The organism is Cupriavidus sp. SHE (genome assembly GCF_000812445.1).
Classification (GTDB): domain Bacteria; phylum Pseudomonadota; class Gammaproteobacteria; order Burkholderiales; family Burkholderiaceae; genus Cupriavidus; species Cupriavidus metallidurans.
Window position 1 is genome coordinate 1 of sequence record NZ_JWMB01000006.1, and the last position, 18,875, is coordinate 18,875.

General features: G+C 61.8%; 20 protein-coding genes. 7 read left to right on the forward strand and 13 right to left on the reverse strand.

Features of this window, described 5'->3' with window-relative positions; genetic code table 11:
* Positions 1-213: 213 nt before the first annotated feature.
* The 3 genes from RN01_RS02595 to RN01_RS02605 all read right to left on the reverse strand — a co-directional run bounded on the left by RN01_RS02595 (position 214) and on the right by RN01_RS02605 (position 2,747).
* Positions 214-717, reverse strand: a complete 504-nt coding sequence (locus RN01_RS02595) for a ClbS/DfsB family four-helix bundle protein (RefSeq protein WP_017515674.1) — start codon at positions 715-717, stop codon at positions 214-216.
* Positions 718-962: 245 nt separating this feature from the next.
* Positions 963-1,505, reverse strand: coding sequence for a nuclear transport factor 2 family protein (locus RN01_RS02600; protein ID WP_038318172.1), 543 nt, complete (start codon positions 1,503-1,505; stop codon positions 963-965).
* Positions 1,506-2,354: 849 nt separating this feature from the next.
* Positions 2,355-2,747, reverse strand: coding sequence for a hypothetical protein (locus RN01_RS02605; protein WP_126311850.1), 393 nt, complete (start codon positions 2,745-2,747; stop codon positions 2,355-2,357).
* 38 nt (positions 2,748-2,785) lie between these two features.
* Here RN01_RS02605 and RN01_RS02610 point away from each other — a divergent pair, with 38 nt between their 5' ends.
* Positions 2,786-3,484, forward strand: a complete 699-nt coding sequence (locus tag RN01_RS02610) for a FadR/GntR family transcriptional regulator (protein WP_017512738.1) — start codon at positions 2,786-2,788, stop codon at positions 3,482-3,484.
* A gap of 262 nt (positions 3,485-3,746) precedes the next feature.
* Here the strand turns inward: RN01_RS02610 and RN01_RS02615 are convergent, their stop codons facing one another.
* Positions 3,747-5,954, reverse strand: a complete 2,208-nt coding sequence (locus RN01_RS02615; RefSeq protein WP_047219614.1) for a TonB-dependent siderophore receptor — start codon at positions 5,952-5,954, stop codon at positions 3,747-3,749.
* A gap of 12 nt (positions 5,955-5,966) precedes the next feature.
* Positions 5,967-6,383 carry a hypothetical protein gene (locus RN01_RS02620; RefSeq protein WP_039016599.1) on the reverse strand — a complete coding sequence of 139 codons (417 nt, stop codon included), beginning with the start codon at positions 6,381-6,383 and terminating at the stop codon, positions 5,967-5,969.
* Between the two features lie 182 nt (positions 6,384-6,565).
* Between RN01_RS02620 and RN01_RS02625 the strand changes: the two genes are divergently transcribed.
* From RN01_RS02625 to kdsA, 3 genes are all read left to right on the forward strand, one after another.
* Positions 6,566-7,264, forward strand: coding sequence for a DUF305 domain-containing protein (locus RN01_RS02625; protein ID WP_017512740.1), 699 nt, complete (start codon positions 6,566-6,568; stop codon positions 7,262-7,264).
* A gap of 10 nt (positions 7,265-7,274) precedes the next feature.
* Positions 7,275-7,532: a glutaredoxin family protein gene (locus tag RN01_RS02630; protein WP_017512741.1), complete on the forward strand. Its 258-nt coding sequence runs from the start codon at positions 7,275-7,277 to the stop codon at positions 7,530-7,532.
* A 197-nt stretch (positions 7,533-7,729) separates the two neighbouring features.
* A complete protein-coding gene (kdsA, locus tag RN01_RS02635) occupies positions 7,730-8,575 on the forward strand; it encodes a 3-deoxy-8-phosphooctulonate synthase (protein WP_197067568.1) in 846 nt (281 codons plus the stop codon).
* A 50-nt stretch (positions 8,576-8,625) separates the two neighbouring features.
* Here kdsA and mobH read toward each other — a convergent pair whose 3' ends face one another.
* Positions 8,626-10,497 carry a MobH family relaxase gene (mobH, locus tag RN01_RS02640; protein ID WP_039016600.1) on the reverse strand — a complete coding sequence of 624 codons (1,872 nt, stop codon included), beginning with the start codon at positions 10,495-10,497 and terminating at the stop codon, positions 8,626-8,628.
* A 316-nt stretch (positions 10,498-10,813) separates the two neighbouring features.
* Between mobH and RN01_RS02645 the strand changes: the two genes are divergently transcribed.
* From RN01_RS02645 to RN01_RS02655, 3 genes are all read left to right on the forward strand, one after another.
* A complete protein-coding gene (locus RN01_RS02645) occupies positions 10,814-11,440 on the forward strand; it encodes an integrase (protein WP_003821129.1) in 627 nt (208 codons plus the stop codon).
* A gap of 12 nt (positions 11,441-11,452) precedes the next feature.
* Positions 11,453-12,085, forward strand: a complete 633-nt coding sequence (locus RN01_RS02650) for an RES family NAD+ phosphorylase (protein ID WP_039016601.1) — start codon at positions 11,453-11,455, stop codon at positions 12,083-12,085.
* Between the two features lie 84 nt (positions 12,086-12,169).
* Positions 12,170-12,535, forward strand: a complete 366-nt coding sequence (locus RN01_RS02655; protein WP_003821127.1) for a DUF3742 family protein — start codon at positions 12,170-12,172, stop codon at positions 12,533-12,535.
* An 11-nt stretch (positions 12,536-12,546) separates the two neighbouring features.
* Here the strand turns inward: RN01_RS02655 and RN01_RS02660 are convergent, their stop codons facing one another.
* The 7 genes from RN01_RS02660 to RN01_RS02690 form a co-directional block, all read right to left on the reverse strand.
* A complete protein-coding gene (locus RN01_RS02660; RefSeq protein WP_003821126.1) occupies positions 12,547-14,067 on the reverse strand; it encodes a conjugal transfer protein TraG N-terminal domain-containing protein in 1,521 nt (506 codons plus the stop codon).
* A gap of 15 nt (positions 14,068-14,082) precedes the next feature.
* Entirely contained in the window at positions 14,083-14,454 is a 372-nt protein-coding gene (locus RN01_RS02665; RefSeq protein WP_039016602.1) for a hypothetical protein, read from the reverse strand.
* Positions 14,451-15,848 carry an integrating conjugative element protein gene (locus tag RN01_RS02670; protein ID WP_039016603.1) on the reverse strand — a complete coding sequence of 466 codons (1,398 nt, stop codon included), beginning with the start codon at positions 15,846-15,848 and terminating at the stop codon, positions 14,451-14,453. The genes RN01_RS02665 and RN01_RS02670 overlap by 4 nt, the downstream gene beginning before the upstream one ends.
* Before the next feature lie 9 nt (positions 15,849-15,857).
* The gene (locus RN01_RS02675; protein ID WP_017640439.1) at positions 15,858-16,805 is read right to left on the reverse strand and encodes a TIGR03756 family integrating conjugative element protein; all 948 of its coding nucleotides are present in this window, start codon (positions 16,803-16,805) and stop codon (positions 15,858-15,860) included.
* Complete coding sequence (locus RN01_RS02680; RefSeq protein WP_026083770.1) at positions 16,802-17,248, reverse strand: TIGR03757 family integrating conjugative element protein; 447 nt, start codon at positions 17,246-17,248, stop codon at positions 16,802-16,804. The genes RN01_RS02675 and RN01_RS02680 overlap by 4 nt, the downstream gene beginning before the upstream one ends.
* 154 nt (positions 17,249-17,402) lie before the next feature.
* Positions 17,403-17,897 (reverse strand): JAB domain-containing protein, encoded by a 495-nt coding sequence (locus RN01_RS02685; RefSeq protein WP_003821118.1) that lies wholly within the window; start codon positions 17,895-17,897, stop codon positions 17,403-17,405.
* Positions 17,898-18,079: 182 nt separating this feature from the next.
* Positions 18,080-18,865, reverse strand: coding sequence for a thioredoxin domain-containing protein (locus RN01_RS02690; RefSeq protein WP_012614069.1), 786 nt, complete (start codon positions 18,863-18,865; stop codon positions 18,080-18,082).
* Between the last annotated feature and the right edge of the window lie 10 nt (positions 18,866-18,875).

Consider the following 18,875-nt stretch of genomic DNA (forward strand, 5'->3'; position numbering starts at 1 on the left):
TTCTTCGTCTTCGCCGCCACGGCGGCCGTGTCGTTCCTCGCGGGGTCGATCCTGCACAGCTCGGGCTGGCAAGCGGTCAACTGGATGATCTTCCCGGCTTTGGCGCTGATCCTGGTGCCGCTGCTGTGGCAGGCAGCGCGAAAGCCGCTGCGATCAGATCCAAGATGATCGAGCCGATGCGGGAGGCGTACCGTCTAGCGGGCGCCCCAGTCGTTACATCACCTGCTTCCACTGCCGCATCTTCGACAGTGCGTCGTCGTAGGCCGTAGCGGTGAAGAACTGAATCCTGCGTCCGAGGGTTTGCATCGGGCTCGTCGTGGGATCGAAAAGCCTAACGTCCGAATGGTGCGCCACGATGTCGAGCACCCGGTTCTGGCCCTCTGCAAGCATGGTTTCCAGCTCGCAAAGGTCCCTGTTTGCGAAACGGCGTTGGAACATCCCTGAAAGACCTTCGGCGCGCTTAATCATTGTGTCCGCTGAGAAGAACGAAGCCGAAGGTCCAGGTGTCTGATCGTGTGCGAGCTGCAGAATCATCGTATTCCAGAGGATCACGTCCACCAGAATCATTGCAGCGCTGGTGTGATGGCGCTGTTCTTGCCAGATCATGGCGATGCGCCTGTAGTGGTCCGCGGGGACCGTGGCGGTTACCTCCTCCAGCTTTCGGTGGCTGGTGCGAACCTTATCTAGGAGTTCTTGTTTTGTAGTCGGTAGCTTCATTCGGAATCCTTAATCCATTGAGAATGCGTGTGTTTGTTGGTCGGAATGCGCTTCCCTATTCGAGTGTTGAGATGACGCATGCGTAACACTGAGTATTCCGACGTGGCTAGTTGCGCTCCCTGCGACGAATAAGCCACTGATGGCACTATGGGGCATGCCATCGTTGTAACGTCAAGCGGGTGATGCGCGACTGCTCGGCGAGGTCAGCTGTTCATGGACCGCCGAATGCAAGGGTCCGACTTGCGCTACGGCTGAAGCTGCTTCTGCATGGTGTTGTGGTTGTAGTAATCGCTGGCGTAGACAATTTTTCCGTTCAAAACGCGAAAAAAACTCGCACCGAAATAACTGATATTCGTGCTGGAGGGTGACGTCTCGCCACTGTTTCTCTTGGTGGCGGTGAATTCCCATTCAATCGCTACGCCATCGTCGGATGAAATCGGTTGCGAGCGGAGTTTCATTTTTCGATCAGGCAAAATTTGCTTCAGAAACTGCGAGACTTCGGTGATGGATTCCGGCCCGGTGCGGGATGCTTCATTACTAGTATTGAAATAGACGACGTTGGAGTCGAGAACTTTTTTCATATCATTGGTTTTCCCGCTATTCCAAGCTTCAAGGTATTGTCGAACCACTTTCACATTCTCTGGCTCTTGTGCTTCCTGCGAGGTGGCGCTATAGGCGAACGGGGCCAGGATAAGAAACATGGCTCCCAACGCCTGCACTGAGCGATGGCGCAGGCCCTTTGAAGATTGAAATGAATGGGATGCCCAAGTGTGCTGCATGTGTTTCATAGTCGAGATTTTCTAAAGTCTGTTGAAATGAAGCCTGATTCAAAAAAATCGGTAGGTAATTTCTCTGCCATTAAGCTAATAAGGTTATGTTGTGATTGACTCCGAGTTGCTGTAACGGGACAGCGGATTTCTATATGTACTTCGGTGAGGAATATCGGTTAATAGCGTTGCTGAGATGGTGTATCCCCGTGTTGGTAATTGGCTCGAGACTCAGGCAAGCCAATCGTTAGGAGTTGTTGAGCAATAAGAATGATTGCTACTATTGTTATTTAAACATACTAACATCCTATGTTTAAAGAAGGAGGTGACAGCCTAGGAAGGGGGGGGGCATGGCGAGATCGCCACACGTGTAGCGCTGCGTGTGGGGACGGCCTTAACAGCTGAGGCGCTCGAACGTTTGCGGTCCCGGACGCTGTATGAAAACCCGTTCTCAACTTGAAGGTCCGTCCGGTAAAGTTTGCGGACGTATTGAACGCAGAGGTCAACATGCCCAGATTCATCGAGGGTCAAGACAGGCAGCAGGTCATGCTGCTGCCGGAGTGTCTGGGCGACTCATGGACGAGTTGGGGTTGCGGCCTTGGAGTTCAGCGGCATACAGCCCCCCTCTAACGCCCCTCTGCACTGTTGAAGCTCTACCATGCGGTTAGGGATTGTTCGCCGTGCGCGTCCAACTGCACAACCGTTTAAGTGCAGCGCCGGATGCCAAAACCCTGCAGAGATTCCGTCGAGGGTAGCTGGGCTTGAGAAAGGTTGGATCCGCCCGTATTCACCTTGAGCCTGGGGCGTAGTGAAATGCCGGCACGGCGCAGTTCTACACCACACTCCAGAAACACGCCGGCCAAGGAGGTGTTAGATCCTGCATCGGGCGACAAGTAATTGCTCCGAAGGTGAAGGACTTCCCCCTGCGTGGACAAGACAAATCTCGTCGAACGAGTCAACGATAAAGCCTGAACCAGTGTTGTAAACCCTGGGTACAAGTGCGATGCTGGCAAGCAAGTCGTCAAAGTACTTAAAGGCGACAACGCCCTCTTGCGGGACGGCCAGGCGCTCCAAGTCGTGATGGAACTTCGGCGCATCGCGAGCTGGTTCATTTATCCCTCTGATGACCATGATCAGCCTCCGTTCGACCAGGCTATAGTGCTGATAAAAAGGCCGCGTGGCTCGTGGCCAAATAATTGACGCGACCGCCGAACCAATAGGTGCGTCACCAGATGCGTATGCGCTATCATTGGGTGAATCCATGTTGGATGATCCTATCTTTAGAGTATTCCCCAATCGCGATGACTGATGGCACCACACTTCCGCACGCGCCGAGGCGCTCCCTGGTCGACACGACGATTGAGCTGATCCGCCGTCAGATCGAGAATGGCGTCTGGCCAGTGGGTGAGAAGATTCCGAAAGAGCAGGAACTGGCTGACATGTTGAATGTAGCTCGCAACACCGTGCGGGAAGCTATTCGCGTGCTGTCGCATGGGCAGGTGCTTGAAGTTCGGCAAGGAGATGGCACCTATGTGCGCACCAATGTCGATCCTGTCGAGGTCATGCGTCGTATTGGCCGTTCGAGCCTGCGCGAGCACCTTGCGCTACGCAGCATGCTCGAAACCGAAGCCGCGCGACTGGCCGCTATCAACCGCTCCAAGGCGGACTTGGCGATGTTGCGCCGTCTCCTGAAGGCGCGCGGGGAACAAAGCGATCATGAATCGTGCGCCTTGTTCGTGGACGCCGACACGGCCTTTCACTGTGCCATTGCGCGGGTATGCGGCAATAATGCGCTGTCTGAGTTGTACCGCTACTTTTCGAACTCCGTTCGAATGAACACTCTGGCCGTGCTGGAGGATGAAGACTTGCCTGAGCCTGGCCTGGATGCCCATGAGGCGATCGTCGATGCGATCGAATGCCAAGACCCAGACGGAGCCGCAGAGGCTGTGCGTAATGTCGTAGCGCCGCTGGTCACCGCGCTGAATCATCGTTCGGCGTAAGCCGAACTGCCCCCGTTTCACCCCAATACGGAGCCTTGCCGATCCTTCGCCGCCGACACGCCGGGTGCTCAGGTTAGTCGTGCCTTTAAGCAGCTCCGTTCTGAGCGATCCAGAAGACCACATCCAGCTTGTTGTGGGGCGGGAAGCACCATCACGAGACTCCTATCGGGCGATTGGATTCACCGCAGCTTGCACATTTCTCGCTCCATCGTCAGGCTATCTTGTTGCCTGAAGCGATTGAAGCGAGTGATAGATCGTGCAGTCAGAGCTTGTAGTTCAGCGTCAGCACAATGTTGCGGGGTGCGCCATAGACGACTTGGTTGTAGAACCCGCTCATAAGCGTGTAGCGCCGATCGGTTAGGTTGTTGACGGTCAGCATCAGGTCTATGTTGCGTGTTGCCCGATACTTGGCCATCAGGGAGGCTAGTGCGTAAGATTTCTGTTCCACATTGACGCTGGCACCTTGTGGGTTTGTTGCGCTCTGGTAAGTGCCGCTTTGCCAGGTCACCCCCCCGCCAACGGTCAACTTAGACCAATCGCCGGGAAGCCGATAGGTGGTGAATAGACGCGCAGTTGTGCGCGGAAGGTACGCACTTAGCCGCTCGCCCGTAGCGTCGGTGGAATTGAAGTGGGCAACGCCCCCATAGATGTTCCAGTCATCGGCCAGTTCCCCCTGGAGGTCGAATTCGACACCTCTCGACTTTGTCCCATTCACTGTGTGATACGCCCACGTACCATTTGGTAGCGCGTAGTTTTCCGCCTGCGCCAAGTTATCGAGCCGCGTTTCAAACAAGGCGATCGAAGCATTCAGGCGCCCGTCTAAATATTCACCCTTCAACCCGACTTCGGTGTTTTTTCCATTGGTTGGCGGGAGCACCTGGTTGTTGACATTCCGGTAAGACGACTGCGGATTGAAAATTTCCGTGTAACTCGCATAGGCTGAGTAAGTGTCGTTGATGTCGTACACGACACCTGCATATGGGGTGAACTTGGCAGTCTTTTTGTAATGCGTAGGTGTGCTACCGTCGAATTCGTCGAGTTTATAGTTGTTGAATCGCCCGCCTAGAATAGCTTTCATGGAATCCGTTAGGGAAAGGCGCACGGCGCCATAGATGCCGCTTTGTTCGATAGTGGTATGCGTGCTGGTGAAACCGTTCGCTGCGAAATTCGGTTCAGGATACTGGCCGTCATAGCCGAAAATACTCGGCATAGGCATTGAAGGATAAACAAATCCACTGTTGTATTCATCCTCCGTTCGACGAGACGCCAGAACCCCTAGGACCAGCTCATGCTTGCGGCCAAGTAATTCGAATGGACCACTGACCATTGCATCGAAGCTGTTCTGCCTGGACGGAGTTGAATCAGAGATCGCCAGCGGGATCATCCCCAAGCCGGTGTTTCGGTCTGGGTAACCGAGCGGCGAGAGGAGTCGAGCATTGGACTTCGAGCGCTGATTGGTAATGGTCGCGTTCAATTTCCAGCCATTTTCGAATCCGTGTTCGATACCAATGAACGCGTTTTCTAACCGGTTGTCCCAGCGGGTCCAATCAGGCGCCATGGATTTCGAGCGCGACCAATTTGTGTTTGATCCATCGCTAAACCAAAGCGGCACGCCGCCCCAGGTGACGCCTTTGGGCTTGATGTCCTGATAGTCATAGCCCATGCTCAGCACGGTATCGGGAGTGAGATCGACCTCGACTAAACCAAAGAAGGCGTTCTTCTTCTGCTGGTATCGATCTTGATATGAATGCCGATCTTGAGTGACGCCCACGATTCTGGCGCGAACACGGCCATCCTCGGTCATCGGGGTGGAGACATCTAGCATGCTGCGATAGTTGTCCCATGATCCTGCGCTCACCGAGGCATTTGCTTGGAACTCGCGCGTCGGCCTCTTTCTCACCAGGTTGATCGATGCAGACGGGTTGCCTGCGCCCGTGAGCAAGCCCGTGGCGCCGCGCACGATTTCGATGCGGTCATAGAAGGCCGTGTCTAGAAAGCTTGCGCCATTAACGAAGCCGGTGGGGATTCCGTCGTATTGGAAGCTATCAATAGAAAAGCCCCTTGCATGGAAAGTCACTTGCTCGCTGCCCAAGGTGCGAGAGCCGACGCCTGTTGACTGTGCTAAGGCATCCTGAATTGTGTTGAGCTGCTGATCCTCCATGTGCTGCCGGGTTATGACAGTTACAGCTTGGGGCGTGTCCCGGATGGCAAGTGGCAGTCGCGTGGCGGCAGAGGTGCGTGGTGTGGTGTAGGAGTTTGAACCTTCGGTGGTCTCCGAGGAGGTTTCCCCGGTGACCGTTACCGCTGGGAGCGTTACAGCCTCAGGCACCTCGCCCTTTCCCGGGTCACCCAGCCCTTGTGCATCTGCCCCTGGCGCGGCCAGCACCAGCGCGAGACTGAACGGGCCGATGACCTTGCGACCCACGTAATTCGTGCTTGTAGCACGCGATTTATGTTCTGATTTTTTCATGGCGCGGGCCGCTCATACCGAATCGTTCATGCGACCACCGGCGAGAACGTGCCGGCCCAGAGCCTCTGCCTCGTCACGGCTGGCGCGCGCGGCTTGCGGCGTGCCAAAGGCCTTTACGAGCATCGGCAGCATTTCCTCCAACTGCGCTCGCTTGGTCGGTTCGGGTTCTACATGTATGAGCGCCAGCAAGATGCCGTCCAGCATCTCCTTGTGGCTTTTCAGCCAAGCACCGCGCATGACGCGATCGTCGTGTGCCTCATCCGGCCCGCCTGCGACGTAGATGAGGATAAAGGGCTTGCCGCGAGCGAGGAACTCATCCATCTCCGCGCACCAGGGGGCGCCGTAGCCTTCGTAGATGCTGGAGCCTTCGAGTCGGACTATAGGGAAGTCGCTGGCGTCGTGAACTTTTGGCTGTTGCTGTTGCGACATGGTCTATTCCTTTCAGTTTATTTACATCCTAACATCCTACCTTTGTTGAGAATTACTTGCAACTGAAATGGGCATGGGCACACCGCCGTGCAGCGCCAAGTGACAGGCGAAATGAGGGCTTGACCTTCCAACAATGGGAGGCCCTACAGTGAACCCATCAACCTCATTCAAGGAGTTTTTTCATGAAGGTCAACAAGTTCAGCCTCTTGTTCATTGCGGGCGCCGTCGTGGTCGCCGCCGGCCTGGTGGCCGTCCAGAAGAAGGTGGACCCGTCGGGTGAAGCGACGCATGCCAGCGCCAGCGCAGGTCACCAGGGGCACGCGATGCCCTCCAGCGCTTCGGCCAATGACAGCCCCTCCACGACCGCGTATCGCGCCGTGAACGACCAGATGCACGCCGGGATGGGGGCGCAGTTTTCTGGCAACCCCGACGTCGATTTCATGCGCGGCATGATCCCGCACCACCAGGGTGCGATCGACATGGCCAAGGTGGCGCTGCAGTACGGCAAGGACCCGGAGGTTCGCAAGCTCGCCCAGGACGTCATCACCGCGCAGGAAGGCGAGATCGCCATGATGAACAAGTGGCTGGGCGACAACGGCCAGCAGGCGACGACCGGCAGCTCGGGCGATGCCTCGACGGCCGCCTATCGTGCCGGCAACGACCGCATGCATGCGGACATGATGATCGACTTCAGCGGCGACGCAGATGTGGATTTCATGCGCGGCATGATCCCACACCACCAGGGCGCGATCGACATGGCCAAGGTGGAGCTTCAGTACGGCAAAGATTCAGAGGTCCGCAAGCTGGCCCAGGAAGTCATAACCGCCCAGGAAGGCGAGATCGCCATGATGAAGAGCTGGCTTGCCGCTCGGGGCAAGTGAAGGTGTGACTATGCCTCAGGCCAACACCCCACACATCCTCATCTACAGCACTCCGACGTGCCCTGACTGCCGGGCGCTGAAGGCGTGGCTGTCCCAGCAGGGCATCGCGTTTGAAGAGCGCGACCTGACCGACCCGAAGATTTCCGCGGAGGCTAAGTCACGAACCGGCGTGCGCGTGGCCCCGATCACGATCGTCGGCGACGACGTGTTCTATGGCACCTTCGTGAGCCAGAAGCCGAGGCTGATGAAGGCACTCGGTCTTCAGTGAACCGCTGGAGGAAGACCGTGGTCACAGGCGGAGTCGCCGGTGCGGACCCCGGACTCTGTAAGCGCTGTTGCGGACGCGTCTGTATGCAAAGTCCAAGACCGTGGGGCATTCTTCGCCGACGACGCTCGGAGCTTTCACCTGCGGTCGTTGACATCACGAGAGGAAGTTTTATGCGATCGATATCATCAGCCACCTCCCTGCACGTCGCCATTTCCGAGGGGATCACAGTCGCTAACGACCTGCCGTTCGTGCTATTCGGCGGCATCAACGTCATCGAGGATCTCGATACGACCCTGGCTGCGGCTGAGCACTTCGCGGAGGTGACGCGCAAGCTGGGAATACCCTTCGTTTTCAAGGCGTCGTTCGACAAGGCCAATCGCTCGTCGATCCATTCTTTCCGAGGCGTCGGCCTGGACGAAGGGCTGCGGGTCCTCGATGCGGTCAAGTCGCGGTTCGGATGCCCAGTCTTGACCGACGTGCATGAGGTTGAGCAGGCCGTGCAGGTCGCTGCCGTTGCCGACGTACTGCAAGTTCCGGCTTTCCTGGCCCGGCAGACCGATCTGGTGGTCGCCATTGCCCGCACCGGTCGGGTAGTGAATGTCAAGAAGCCGCAGTTCCTCAGCCCGGGCCAGGTCAGACATGTCGTCCACAAACTGCACGAGGCTGGCAACCCGCGCGTCCTGCTGTGCGAGCGTGGCACGCAGTTCGGCTACGACAATCTCGTCGTGGACATGTTGGGCTTCCGCGAAATGAGCGTTGCCAGCAGTGGCCTGCCACTGGTGTTCGACGTAACCCATAGCCTGCAGCGGCGAGAAGCGGATGCGTTGGCTTCGGGTGGGCGTCGCCAACAGTTGCCCGAACTCGCGCGGGCCGGCATGGCGGTCGGCATTGGCGGTTTGTTCCTCGAAGCACACGCCGACCCGGCGCATGCACGTTGTGACGGACCCAGCGCTCTGCCACTGGACACGCTCGAACCGCTGCTGCGGCAGGTCAAGGCGGTGGACCAACTCGTCAAGTCGTTCGAGCCTCTTCGGATCGACTGAAGCCTGCCACCCGTTCAAACAGAACGTGTGGCACTTCCCCTCTTAGTCGGCTATTTGAGCGACAGATAAGGATTGTTCGGTGGAACGGCATCGAATATGTGCGATGGGTCTTCGAGCAAATAGCCATGCACCTGGCGCGTTTTGCGCGGTCCCATGACCTCGCACGTCCTGATGTTCAGACCCGATGGCTGTTTCCTGTGGAGTCCGAGTTTTTCAAAGCGCTTCTGCACCCACTGCCAGTCCTGCAGGGCCGCGTCCTTCGCAAGCGGCCCAATGGTTGGATGCTCTTGTGCGTAGCGCTGGAAAACACCAGGGCTGATCAGGTAAACCGTGTCGGACACGGTATGTACCAGGGCCTTGGCGTCATTGATGATGAGCTTGCGGGTCTGGACGGCCTGTTTCAGCCAGGCCATGAAATGCTCGCCCGATGGCCGCCCGGTAAATGAGGCGAAATCGTGCGGCGCAGGCGCGGCGGTCGGCGCCGAAGGACCTGGGGCCGATGCGGGAGGGTCGAGCGGCACCGCTGCATCGTCGGCACCCTCTGGCGGGGCTTCGACGGACTGCTCCGGCTCAGGCGTTGTCTCGAACATCGCCAGCATGCTTTCCAGTGGGTCGGCCGGATTGCGCTGCGTGCTGGGAGGTATGGCGCGACTTCCGCCCGACTGATCTGGACGGCTGCTTGCTGCGGGCTCCTTCTCCGTTGCCACCGCTGCTCCAGGTAGCAATGCAGCGTCGGGTGCGGACGGGCGCGGCCCGTCCTCGGCCTCGCCGGCGTTGTCCACGGTCACGGTTCCCGCAAATGGGCTGGGTCGCTCCGAGGGCTCCCAGATCAGCGCCGGGGCCAGGCGCAGGAGCGTGAAGGCATGGGACCAGCCACTCTCACTGGTAATAGTTGCGCGCCAGATGGCCTTGCCGGAGGCGGTGGGCTGCAACATGGCATGATCCTGTAGCACGTTGAACACGGCCGTGTTGTTCGCGGGGATGCCATCGACCCCCTGGGACAGCAGGTGCGCGCGCAGCTTGTCCGAGACTGTCTTGCTCACCAGCCACAGCGCGTCCTCGGTGAGCCAGCCATCGGAGGCCTCCGGCTGGTTCAGTTTCAGCTCTTCCTTGAGCAGGTAGCGCAGCCCGTTGACCAGCTTGCGTTGGAGCGAGTGCTTGGGCGCGGCCATGGCGCGCGCGGGATCGCCGCCCAGCTCCTGGGCGACGGAGGCGCGGTCGGCCTGCACGACAAGCTCGCCCAGAACCCCGGCGTGCTCGTACTGCCCAGCCAAGACGTAGAGCAGCGGCGCCCACAAGGATGGATAGCCACTGAGCCAGTCCAGCAGATCGCGATTGAGCAATTGCTGGTACAGCAAGCCTGTCGCGGCGCTATGAAGCCGGTACTCGCGGTCGTCGCGGTAGCGGAAGCGGTACGGTTGGCGCAGCGGGCCGTGCCATGGGTGCCAGGTGCTGCCGTCGGCCAGCTCGACGTGCAGATCGACGGCCACCTTGCCGATGTCATGGAGCAGTGCGGCATAGGCGACGGCCGCAGTCCAGGCTTCGGCCTGCGCCGCCTGGTCTTCGGGGCTGGCCCCGATGGGCAGCAGATGGGACTGCCGCAGCTTTAGGCTGTAGGCGACGATTTCGAGGCCATGGTCGAGCATGCCGCCCGGGTAGGCATGGTGATGCGCTTCGGAAGCCGGGAAGGCCTGGACCAGCTCGGCGTAGCGCTCCAGCGGCGCGCGGTACAGGGAGGCGAACTGCTTGCGCGAAAGCGAGGTGCGCTGCCAGATGTGTTCCAGCAGCTTCTGCCGGCGCGGGGTGGCGAGCAACGATGCGGCCGACTCCGGCCGCATCAACCCTTTCGGGAGGTCGGTGGCGGGTGCTGGCGACGGCGCGGCAGCGACCGGGGGCCGTTTTCGCTGGAACAGGGAGAGCATGTCGGTGTCCTGATGGCGGGCCGGGCGGGAGGCCTTTTGGCCTTTTCAAGGTAGGGCCTTTCCCCTTGCACCCCATTCCCTTGCCGTTTCGACCCTTTGGCCTTTAACCGTTTCGGTATAGCGGGGCCTGGGCTGCGGCTCCAGCGTCAATGCGGAACCCGCACGAATGGATTAGACGGCGACCTGGCGCTGGGCCCCGGCCTATGCTGCCGGGGCGCTACACCGCCAGGTAGGCTCCCACCCGGGCGACTAAGTTGACAAATGCGACAAAGGAGACTAGAGTGAATCCTGTCTCAAACCTACCTGGGAGCTGACCATGCCCACTGCGATCGAATTCATTGCCGACCGGCTGCCGCGAGTCACGGTGGAGGATGTGCGACGCTTCGCCGATACCGTCGAAATCCGGGATGCACCGGCGTTCGCGGCTGAGTTGCAGGCGTTCATCCACGAGCGCGTGGAGGCGGTGACGCTGCCCGCCAACCTGGAAGGTGAAACGGTGGCGCAGGCCTTGCAGCGCAAGGCGGCCGCGTTGCGCTCCGACACGCGCTGGACACCGGCTGAAACCGATGTCCAGCGAGGCCGCGCCTTGCTGCTGGAAGCCTTCAACCAGCCGGACAACCTGCCGCCTGCCGAGTTCGCCAAGCTGGCGGACAAGTCGCGCCAGCAAATCTACAAGGACATCCTCGCCCGTCGGCTGCTGGCGCTGAACGTGGGGCCGCGCGGCCAGAAGCTGCCCGACTGGCAGCTCGACCCGGTGAAGCAGCAGTTGACCCAAACCGTGCTCCAGGAGGTCGAGGGCATCGACCACTGGACGATCTACCGCGCGCTGTCCGAACCCCTCGAAGGCCTGGGTGGTCGCTCGCCCGTGGATGCGGTGACGCATGGCACGATCGATGACGTGGCCGAGGCCGTGTTCAACGTGCTGGGCGTCCAGGTGCATTGAAGCGAGACCGCCATGAGCCACGAGCTGCCTTCGTTCCTGATCGATGCCGGTGAACTGCTCCAGCATGTGAGCCGCGTCGTCTATCGGGGCAGCCCGCTGTACTATGGCCGCAGCAGCACGAATCGCTACGATGACCCAGCGGGGGCCTACGGCGTGCTCTACCTGGGGCGCGACCTGCCCACGGCGCTGATGGAGTCGGTGTTTCACAAGCACCAGTGGCTTGCGGACACGCAACGCTCGATCGCGCTGAAAGAAGTCCAAGCCCGGATGGTGCGCGCAGTAGGCGTGATGGACGACGTGTTTCTGGCCGATCTCACGGCGCCGGGCGTCATGGCGGGCTACTTCGGCCTGAACCTGGAGCAGTTGGCCAGCCGCGACTACACGCACACGCAGCGGGTGTCCGCCCAGGTGCATGCGATGCTCGGAGATGATGGCCAGGCGCTGTTCGACGGGGTGCTCTATCCGTCGCGCAACAACTATCCCGCCAAGAGCATCGCCCTGTTCGAGCGTGCGGGAGCGAAGGTTGGCGTCATCGAGGACATCGACCTGGTGGACCATGTGGACTGGCCGCGTTTCGTTGTTACCTACCGCATCGGCGTTGAACCCGACCCCGGCCCGGTGGGGCCGGATGACGAAGCGTCCTGAAGCAGCAAGAAAACACATTGAAGCCGCAAACCGAATGAAGTGGAGCAAACTGGAATAGGCATTCCTCAACAGCAGGAGACGACCATGAACACGACGACCCGCACCAGCACCGCAGAACGCCTCGGCCGCGCCTTTGGCCGCGGATGGCGTGCCTATGCGCGACGCGAACGGCGGGCGTCGAACTGGTTGGTGTCCAAGGGCATGCCGCGAGCTGGCGCTACCGCGCTCGTGTGGGTAGCCAAGCTGGCTGTACTGGGGGTGCTGCTCTACGTTGCGTTTTGGTTTGCACTCGTGATGCTGGGCGTTGCGGCGGCGGGATGGGCTGCTGCTGCAAATACTTCGGATGAGGACGAGTGGCCTTTCACCGACCTCACCGAGCTGCGCAAGACGCCGGGCTACGATCCCAACCTGTACAACGACACGTCGCACGAGTTGTACACCGACGACTGACCGGCCTCGCGCTATTTCAGTTTTCCTCCGGTGAGCGCCCCGGCACCCTTGCCGCCAGCTTGGCCGGCGCTCTTGCTGCCATCGGAAAGTCCCTGGATGACGTGCCCGGCCCGAATCCCAACCCAGGTAAGGCTCGCCAGCCAGAATCCCGGCAGAACCAGGAACATCGTGCCCATGACGAACATCAGGAGCATGTCGCCGAAGGCGTTGTTCAACCCTACCAGCGGGTCAAAGTTGGTGTGCGGCCGGTTCCAGCCAAAGCCCCAGCCATAAAGCGCGTCCAGAATCGTTGAATCGATCCAGCGTGCGAGCTGGAACCAGAAGTCCGTGAAGAACAGCGCGAACTGCACGACGCTGACGGTGACGACCGTCTTCAGGTCGTAGGTGCCCACAACCAGCACGAGCGGGATGCAGATGACCAGCGCCATCTTCAGTAAGGCGAGGATCATGGGCAGGGATTGGCGCACGACATCCATGGCAGGAAACGCGGCAATCGCGCCGACTGCCATCCCCACGTCGCCCGTGGCGCGCGTCACGATGTTCGGCAGGGTCTTGTCGATCTGGCCGCCGTAGTCCGTATAGACGCTGCCCTGGTTCAGTTTCTGCTGCCGCGGTGACGCGATGGCGCGGATCACCGAATCGTCCACCTCGGCCCGGCTGAGGAACCCGGCCCAGCCCGCCAGGCGATTCAGCAGGGTCGGGTCCACTTGCCCCAGCAGCCGCGCGCGCAGGCCGTTGCTGCCGTCTGACCACCACTGCCTGCAGGTCGGGTAGCCGCCACCATTGGCAACCTGCGCGAGGCCTGCATCGCGGGTGTCGTCATAGGGCCATGCCTCGCGCGCCGTGCTGGAGCGGTAGCTGTCGTAGTAGCCACCCGTGTCCGTGAAAAAGCGCGAGCCGATCCAGGTTACGTCGTGCATCTGCTGCTCATCGAGATCCGGGCGCTGCATGAACAATTTGGCCCGCGCAGGCCCATAGCAATCCCGCGAGAAGTCCGCGACCTCCTGAGCCAGTACCGGGTCGTCAATGCGGGTCGCGTCGATCTCCATCCTCATCTGCCGCAGGTCCGTACCGCACGGGATCGCCGCTACCGAGGCGCTCGTGACGGCGCGCGAGAGCGCGTGCATGAAAGCCCACCAGACCGGCACCTTCGCCGACTGGTTGTTGATGGTGCTGAAGGACTGCGACCAGCCGGTTTCCGTGGGCTGCGGCACGCTGACCTGGCACTGCGCCGAGCGCGAGCTGTCGTACTGGATGGTGCTGAGGTCCACGTCGATGAACGGAATGCCCGCGAACATCACCACCACGATCGCGACGAACACCCGGTTCTCGATACGGGCGGCACTCAGAACGCCTTTGTTGCCCTCGTCAGCGCCTTCCGCGCGGGCCTTCAGCCACTCCTGCACGACGATGGCGACGAAAGGCAGCGCGAACACCCCGCTGGACACCAGCACGGCCCAGATACCGTTGTTGACGATCCAGGACACGAGGGTGAGGTAGTACTCCAGATAGTCGGTCGTGAAGAGCGTCATGGCCCCGATCTCCCCTCAAGCGGCCTGCATCAACAGGCTGGCTTCCAGCGCGACGATGGCGACGACGCCGGCGACCTCGGTGCGGATCAGCCGGCGCCGCGCCTGCCCATCTGTCCCGCTTTGGTCTTCGCGGGCGAGCACCCGGCGGCGCATCCAGAACCATCCATAGGCCGTTGCCGCGTACACGCACAGCCGCCAGATGAAGAAATACCCTGCGGAGGCCGTCAGCCACCGTTCCCAGCCTGCAACGCTGCCGACTAGGTAGATGCCCGCGACGTTCGCCCCCACGGCGGCGGCAACGATCAGCACCAGCCACAGCAGCGTCTTCGCCGCGCGCCGGCTGAACAACCAGCGCAGCGGCCGCCAGGCCATGCGCGCCGGGCTCATGGCCGACTCCCCGGGTTGCCCTTCTGGAGCTGGTCGAGACGGTCCGGCACAGGATCGCCCTCGTAGATGCCGCGCGAGCCGGCCGCACGTGCGCCGTGGCGCTGGATGATCGCCATGGGTGAGTTGTTCGCCAGCTCGCGCCGCAGCTCCAGTTCGGTCTTGAGGTTGCGAATCTCACGGTCGAGCGTGTCGCTCTCGTGGTTCACCGCCTCAACGGCAAGCTCGTTGGCCGCGACGTTGGGCTCCTTCTTGCCCGTGAGCAGCGTGCGCTGCAGCAGCAGCGCTTTCTCCAGCACGGACGCCAGCGCGACTTCGGACGCCAAGCGCTGCGACAGCAGGTGCTGGTCGGGCTCGTCGCGCAGCGCCTCGATCACGCCGCGCGTGATCGGCAGCGACGCGCTGCCAGCTTCGCGCAGGTTCTCCGGCGTCGTGTTCTTGGCCTTGGTCACCAGGTCCTGGAGCGCCTGCAGCTTGGCGTCGTACTCCTCCTGGATCAGCGGCGTGAGCCCGACGCCCGGCGTCGTCTCGGTCTTGGTGCAGGCATCGCACGTGCGCTGCTCCTTCTCGCCGAGCACGCGCGTGGCCCACTCGACGGCGGCCTGCGGAGAGGCCCAGGTCTGGCACGAGAGGCTGCTGCAACTGGCCGGCGCGATGGATGAGGTGTCGGTCACGCCGCGGCCGTTGACCAGGTTGTAGCCGGCGCGGGTGACATCGCCGACGACCTTGATCGCGGGCTGGCCGGAGCCGCCCGCGTTGCTGCCCCCGACCCACGGCACGCCGTCATTGCCGCGGCGCGTCTCGGCTTGCTCGATGGCCGAGACCGCATCCGTGCTCGACACGGCATCGCGCAGCGCCAGCCCTTCGGCCATCTGGCTCCAGCCGAGCTGGCCGCCCGCCATTTCGGCCATCTTCTCGGCCATGGCACGGCACGTCAGCTTGCTGCGGTCGAAATCGAGTCGCGCCTGCAGCACGCCATTGGTGAGCAGGTTGTACAAACCGGGATCGGCCCGCTGGATGATCAGCGCGGGCAACGATGCCACCGCACTGGTGGCACTCTGGATCACCGACGACATGATTTGCTGGAAGCCGTTGGTGATGCCGTTAAGTTGGTTCTTCAACGTGGTCTGGATGCTCATGTCGCCGCAGATCAAGTTGCTGTTCCAACCCACGCCGACACCGAGAGAGCGCATGCCGGCCGCACGGCCCATCGACACGGCGTTGCCGCCACCGATCGAGTACATGACGTCATCGCCGATGACACTGCCGCTGGTCTGGTAGCCCAGTTGACCCCAGGCCACGCCGCTGCCCAGCGCGAGGGCGCCGGCCAGCGCCAGGACGATCTCCGTGCGACGTGCCCGGCGGGAGAACGGATTGAATGCAGGACGGAACTTCATGGCACCACCTCAGAGAAAATCGACGCTGCCCAGGAACACTTGGCCCCGGCGTTCGCAGCAGGCATACGGCCGCCACAGCGCCCATGCGTAGTCGCCTTGCTGCGCCTGGGTAAGAAAGCCGCTGCGCGGGAAGACCGTGCAGGACGACGACAGGACGGGCGTGAGTTCTTGCCACTTTCCGGTCGAGGCATCGCCCTCCATCAGCGCGCCTGCCGGCCAGTAGCCGTCGCGGGAGTTGGCAAGCAACGGCTGATAGACGTGGATCTGCCCCCGGCGCGTGACCACATCGCCTGCACGCTGGGCCACCACTGCGCCGGCCTTGAAGTCGTCGGTCTGGTGCAGGAAGCCGCCACGGGGATACACGTTGCCCCACAGGTTCATCGTGGTGCGTGCGCCGACCTCACGCCGGCCCGGAATCAGCGCTTCCGGGTAGGCCATCTCGGGCACGTTGTAGCGCCAGGCCAGCGTGTCCAAGGTGCTGAGCAAGTACGGCATGAACGCCGTGCCCGCGCCCTCGCAGAAGTAACCCGACGACGAGACGAACTGGTTGAACACCTCGACGCCGGGGTGGCCGATAACGTCCGAGTTTTTGAACTTGGCGAGGTTGTTTTCGTGATCCTCGTTCGTGGTTCCATCGCCGCCCGCTTGGGCGGACGGGTTGGGCGTGCTCATTGCCCGGACCTCGACCCAGGGGTTTTCGCCGGTATTCGAGTACGACGACACCACCGCATCGGGGATGTAGTGGCGCACCTTGATGGACGTGCGCACCGTGCAGCCGGTCCAGGTGCAATAGAGCCAGTAGCAGATGCCAACGACGCGGTATTCGAGGCAGTCGGGTGACGCTACCGAGCCGACGATGGTGGCAGTGTTGAGGGCGTAGCTGCCCGTGGCGCTGAGCAGCAGCAACGAAGCCACGCCAGCATGCAGACGGCGCATCAGGTCGAATGGTCGGGTCACGGCTGGGTCCTCCGGTGCTGCTCGATGCGCGCGACAGCGCGAGCCACATCCGACTCGCCATAGACCACATAGCGCCTGTCCACCACCACGGCCGGGAGGCTGGTGATGCCGAGACTCCATGCGTCGGTAACGCTTTGGTATGCGGAAGCGATGCGTCGCTGCAGATCGGCACCGCCGCCATTCAGCCGGCGCTTGACGATGGCCGTCGCCTGTTCGGGGTCGGTGGGCAGTCCCGCGGAAAGCTCCGCTTCAATCCTGTGGGCTTCGTTCAGTTCGATCAGCCGCTCGCCGCCCATGGTCTTGACCGGGTGGCGGCTGTCGGTGACGACCACCACGTCGGCGGCGAAGGTGGCCGGGCTGAAAACGGCCAGGGCTGCCGGCAGCGCCACGGCCAGGCCGAGGGTTCGCCAGCCCGGCGCGAACCTGGAAAGAGATGCTGGCATGTCGCGTGCCCTTGAAGTTGATCAGAGCAGTAGTCAAACGCGAAGCCGACGCGGCCCCAACAAACAATGCGCATCGCGCACTGCCCGCATACCTGCTTGTCTCGCGCCCATGAAAAAGCGGAGGCCGAAGCCTCCGCGTGGATCAAGGAGCGGGCTACAGCAGGCCGGATTCCGCGAACGAGTACGGCGTGCCCTGGCCGACGATGAGGTGATCCAGCACCCTCACGTCGATCAGCGACAACGCGGCCCTCAGCGTTTGGGTCAACGCACGGTCCGCGCTCGACGGCTCCGTGCAGCCCGAAGGGTGTTGGTGAGAAAAAATGACCGCTGCCGCATTCAGTTCCAAGGCACGCTGCACGATCGGACGCGCATGCACCGAGGTCGAATGGATCGTGCCTCTGAACATCGGCTCGTAGGCCAGCACCTCGTGCATGCTGTTGAGGAACACGATGGCGAAGACTTCATTGGGCTCGGCGGCCAGTTTCAGGCGCAGGTAGTCCTTGACGGCGGCAGGCCTCTCCAGGGATGGCCCCTTCTTGAAGACCCGCTGCTCCAGCAGCGCGATGGCTTGCCGGATGATCCAGTCATCGGATTGGGACATGGGGGCAAAACGTGGCTCCACGCAGGAGTCGTTGGCGACGAGAGACATGGCGGACCTCCAGAAAGTGAGCGGAGGGCGCCACCCTGGGAGGGCAAGCCCTCCTGGGGATGGAAACAGCGGAACAAGGTGCATCCATCACCGCGCGGCGGTGATTGTTCGCGGCCAGGATGCGAAAGCGAACGGGTAGCGGTCAGCGCGGCGAGCCGCGCCGTAGCCTTCAAGACCGAGGGCTACCTGGGCATGTCGCCGACAACGTCGGCAGGCATTTCGGATGTGGGGGTGGCGGGCGAACCCGGCGCGTCGCTGGCCATTTCCCCGGCCGCCAGCAGGTCCATGGCCGAGAGCAAGGCATCGCCCTCGATCGGCCCCTGCAACAGGATGGCCTGGCCCGTCTGGCGATCGAGCAGTCGCAGCGACGGCGTGGCGGTCACGCCGCTCTTGGTGGCTTCCGCGGCCTGCGCGCGGATGGCCACGTTGGGGCGCTCGCTAGCCATGCACTGTTCGATGGCTGACGTTGTTTCGGGGTAACGCAAGCCATCGGGCAAGCCCTGGCCGTCGCTGCGCGTGTGGGCATAGACCCATTCGACCGCCTGCCAGAACGCCGCATGCCCGCCCGCTTCGGCGGCGCACTCGGCCAGACGTGCCTCGGCCGACGCGGCAGGCTCGTGCGCGGCCAGCGGCTGGTGATGCCATTGCAGCGCCACGTCGGTGTTGTTGCCGACCCAGCGCTTGAGCTGCGGGAAATACTCCCGGCAGAACGGGCATTCCAGGTCGGCATAGAGCGTCAGCGTGAAACGGCCTTCCGGGTTGCCCATCTGCCAGGGTGGCCCAGCGACCTGCGCCGTGCTGACCGGCGCGCGCGACGGCGCTGAGGATTCGCCGGGCGTCCGGGACACCAGCCAGATCAGCAGCAGCGCGACCAGCGCAGCAGCCAATACCCAGGGCCAGCGAGGCCGCCAGCGGCGACGGCGGAACGCCTGGACCTGCATCGGAATGGAAGGACGTTTCTGTTCCATGGCGTTCTCC